At 72.9% G+C, this 1,345-nt stretch carries 1 protein-coding gene; it reads right to left on the bottom strand.

Annotated elements, in window-relative coordinates; genetic code table 11:
- A partial coding sequence (locus ACXJKL_RS21145; protein ID WP_457208957.1) for a heavy metal translocating P-type ATPase occupies positions 1-1,305 on the bottom strand: 1,305 nt, incomplete at its 3' end.
- Positions 1,306-1,345: the final 40 nt, after the last annotated feature.

Genomic DNA, 1,345 nt, shown 5'->3' with positions numbered 1-1,345 from the left:
GTCGACCCGACGGGTGGACTCGAGCACCTCGGGTCCCTTGATCAGGATGCCGAGCTGGGCGCCGCGACCGGTGCCGACCATGAGCGCGGTCGGCGTGGCGAGCCCGAGCGCGCACGGGCAGGCGATGATCAGCACCGCCACGGCGGCGGAGAAGGCCGCGGACGCCCCGGCGCCGGAGACCAGCCAGAAGCCCAGCGTGGCGAGGGCGAGGACGATGACGACGGGGACGAAGAACCCCGAGATGCGGTCCGCGAGGCGCTGCACCTGGGCCTTGCCGTTCTGGGCGTCCTCGACCAGGCGGGCCATCTGGGCCAGCTGGGTGTCGGCGCCGACCCGGGTGGTCCGGACGACCAGCCGCCCGCCGGCGTTGACGGTCGCCCCGACGACCTGGTCGCCGGGGCCGACCTCGACGGGCACGGACTCGCCGGTGAGCATGCTGCGGTCCACCGCGGAGCTGCCCTCGACGACCTCGCCGTCGGTGGCGACGGCCTCGCCCGGTCGGACCACGAAGAGCTCGCCGACGGCGAGCTGCTCGATCGGGATGCGGATCTCGCTGCGCCCACCGGAAGCGTCGTCCCGCAGCACCGCCACGTCCTTGGCGCCGAGCTCCATCAGGGCGCGGAGGGCCGCTCCCGACTGACGCTTGGCCCGCGACTCGAGCCACCGGCCGGCGAGGATGAAGGTCGTGACCCCGGCGGCGGCCTCGAGGTAGATGTTGCCCGCTCCGTCGGTGCGACCGACGGTGAGCTCGAAGGGATGGGTCATGCCGGGCATGCCGGCCGTGCCGAGGAAGAGCGCGTAGAGCGACCAGCCGAAGGCAGCGAGGACGCCGACCGACACGAGGGTGTCCATGGTGGTCGCGCCGTGGCGCAGGTTGGTCCAGGCGGCCCGGTGGAAGGGCAGTGCGCCCCAGACCACGACGGGTGCCGCGAGGGTGAGGGAGAGCCACTGCCAGTAGTCGAACTGCCAGGCCGGCACCATGGCCAGCGCCACGACGGGCACGCTCAGCACGGCGCTGATGAGCAGCCGGTCGCGCAGCAGGTCCCGCTCCGGCGCGGCATCCCGGGCGTCCTCGCCGCGCGTGGCACCGACCCTCGCCGGCAGCGCGGCGACGTACCCGGCCTGCTCGACCGTGCGCAGCAGGTCGTCGGTGCTGACGGTCGTGGGGTAGGTGACCTTGGCCTTCTCGGTCGAGTAGTTGACCGTGGCGGTGACCCCGTCGAGCCTGTTGAGCTTGCGCTCGATGCGGTTCGCGCAGGATGCGCAGGTCATCCCGGTGATGGCGAGCTCCACGTCGGTGGTCATCGGACTGCTCCTCCTCCCGGTGTCATGCCAGCTGGGAGCC

This window comes from Nocardioides sp. P5_C9_2 (genome assembly GCF_054049555.1).
The sequence above is the reverse complement of the archived record's forward strand: the minus strand, read 5'-3'. Positions and strand labels throughout refer to the sequence as shown.